The 2,305-nt window shown below is 38.0% G+C and carries 4 protein-coding genes; 3 read left to right on the top strand and 1 reads right to left on the bottom strand.

All coding sequences use genetic code 11. The annotated features are described in order from the left end of the window. Both AC1DRF_RS23755 and AC1DRF_RS23750 read left to right on the top strand, forming a co-directional pair. Positions 1 to 1,191, top strand: a 1,191-nt coding sequence (locus tag AC1DRF_RS23755; protein WP_477741850.1) for a glutathionylspermidine synthase family protein, incomplete at its 5' end; no start/stop codon positions are given. A gap of 14 nt (positions 1,192 to 1,205) precedes the next feature. After that, positions 1,206 to 1,622, top strand: a complete 417-nt coding sequence (locus AC1DRF_RS23750; RefSeq protein WP_013083802.1) for a DUF350 domain-containing protein — start codon at positions 1,206 to 1,208, stop codon at positions 1,620 to 1,622. 18 nt (positions 1,623 to 1,640) lie between these two features. Here AC1DRF_RS23750 and AC1DRF_RS23745 read toward each other — a convergent pair whose 3' ends face one another. Then, positions 1,641 to 1,787: a hypothetical protein gene (locus AC1DRF_RS23745; RefSeq protein WP_016764718.1), complete on the bottom strand. Its 147-nt coding sequence runs from the start codon at positions 1,785 to 1,787 to the stop codon at positions 1,641 to 1,643. A gap of 189 nt (positions 1,788 to 1,976) precedes the next feature. Here AC1DRF_RS23745 and AC1DRF_RS23740 point away from each other — a divergent pair. Then, on the top strand, positions 1,977 to 2,305 hold a 329-nt coding region (locus tag AC1DRF_RS23740; protein WP_477741849.1), incomplete at its 3' end, for a DUF6843 domain-containing protein.

Genomic DNA, 2,305 nt, shown 5'->3' with positions numbered 1-2,305 from the left:
GAGTATGCTCTTTATGACGTACATACAGAGTCTTCTCATATCATTGATTCTATTAAAGAAGCTGCAAATCAAATTGGGGAATTATTTTTTAAAACTGCACCTTTACTTCGTTCGTTAGATGATCAGACGCTTTTTTCTTTAGGATTTCCAAAAGACAGCCTCCCGTACCTACGACTGAAAACGATGGAAACAGAAAGTGTGATTTCGCGCCTTGATTTTGCTGTTACGACTGATCAAATTAAGCTTTTAGAACTAAATGCGGATACGCCTACGTTCATTAAAGAATTATTTCATGTAAATGAGTTAGTCTGTCGGCATTTTCAAGTACAAAACCCTAATAAGCTTGAAGAAAAAAAGCTTGCTTTAGCATTAAAACACGCCATTTTTGAAGCTTACAACGAGCTCGATAGAACGAACTATCCAAACGTCGTTTTTTCTTCGCACGATACGCATGAAGAAGATAAGTTAACGACTCTTTATTTAATGAAGCTAGCCGATGTAGATGCTACATACGTTCCATTATCRCAGCTTCGGATTGTTCCTTCCTCTACAGTGGAAGAAGGTGAACATATAGAAGCGGGCGTGTATGATCAATATGGACAAAAAATAGACGTACTCTATCGCCAAACGTATCCGCTTGAACATTTAATTGAAGATGAAGATCCGAGTACGAATGAAAAAGTCGGACACATGCTTTTAACATTGGCACAGCAAAAACAAGTAGCCATAATCAATCCGCCTTCTRCATTTTTGCTGCAGTCCAAAGCCGTGCAAGCACTCATTTGGGCTTTGCATGAACAACATCATCCTTTCTTCACTAAAGAAGAGCATCACATCATTGAAACATACTTTTTACCAACGTATTTAGAAGAAGATCCATTTATTGAAAGAAAACAAGCATTTGTGAAGAAACCATCCTTTGGTCGTGAGGGAGATACCGTTGAAATTTATAATGAAGACGGAATCAAAATAGACGAAGATCAGCAGAAAACATATCAAGAATACACGGCTGTGTATCAACAGTTTATTCCTTTGCCAACTGCAACGATGAAGACTCAAACGCAAACAATAGAGGCTCATATCATGTACGGGTGCTTTTTATTAAATGGAAAAGCAAGCGCAGTAGGAATACGAGCTGGAAATCAAATTACCGATAACGAATCTTATTATTTGCCGATTGGATTAAAATGAAAAGGGGAATAAAAATGACACAATGGATTGATTGGGCTAGTATAGGAAGTTTTTTATCTCACGTAGCGGTAGGGTTAGGGCTATTATTTATCGGAGTTATGGTATTTGAATTAACAACAAAATTTAATGACCGTGAACTCATAAAAAAAGGCAATGTGGCGGTCGCTTTGAAGTTATGGGGAAAAGGAATCGGGCTTGCTATTGTCATTTTTACTGTATGGAGCAACAGCTTAAATTTGGTAGATGCAACTCTTTGGGGAGTAGTAGGTATCATTACTCAAGTAGTGGCATATTGGATTATTGAATTTATCATGACGCCCAAAACGAGCCTAGCCAAAAAAGTAGAAGAAGGAAATATAGCGGTTGGAGTAACTCTTTTTGCAGCGTCGGTTGCCGTCGGCCTTATTGTGGCCGGAAGCTTAACATATTAAAAGAAGGCGATTCCTGTTTTACGGGGAATCGCTTTTTTTATGTCCAGATTGCTCGTGTTCACTTAGTAATAATGTACGTGTATTTTCACGGTCGGCACGAACAATTTTTTGCTGTGTGTAAAGCGGAATGACAAAGAGCAAAATAAATAAAAAAACATAGCTCATTTTTGTTATCCTCCCATGTAAATTGTAAACGCCTGCTAATAGTGTGTGACAAACAATACGTAAATATATCATATTTGACTGGGCGAACTGGAAAAAATTGAGGGATGCAAAAAGAATATAATCTTACCTTCAACAAAAACTAAAAGCAGTATAGAGGCACGTCTTTTATTAAGAAAGGAGTTGGGAAAAGTGAAAAGGTGGCTCATTTTGTGCTTAATGATTATAATCGCAGCTGGATGTGGACGCCCAGATGAAACGTCTCAACCGAGCATTTTCCTTATACCAGAAGGGTATAAAGGATGGGTTATGGTCGAATATGATAAAGATAACGGAAATCCCAGCAAGACAGAAGGAGACTACACTGTATTTAAAGTAAATGACCAGGGAGTTGGGAAAACCAAAACGCTTTTAAGCGGCGGCGGCTGGGCAAGAAATAAATATTTCTATGTAAATAAAAATGGAGAGCGAAAGCAATTGAAGCAGGGTAAAATGATTCATGGAACGACTCAAGGTAACAA

This window comes from Priestia sp. P5_B4 (assembly GCF_056400385.1).
Note: the sequence above shows the minus strand (reverse complement) of the source record. Positions and strands in the feature narration are given on the sequence as shown.

Excerpts from the sequence above, each read along its gene's own strand:
- AC1DRF_RS23750 (WP_013083802.1), top strand. The coding sequence starts at position 1,206 with ATGACACAATGGATTGATTGGGCTAGTATAGGAAGTTTTTTATCTCAC.
- AC1DRF_RS23745 (WP_016764718.1), bottom strand. The coding sequence starts at position 1,787 with ATGAGCTATGTTTTTTTATTTATTTTGCTCTTTGTCATTCCGCTTTAC.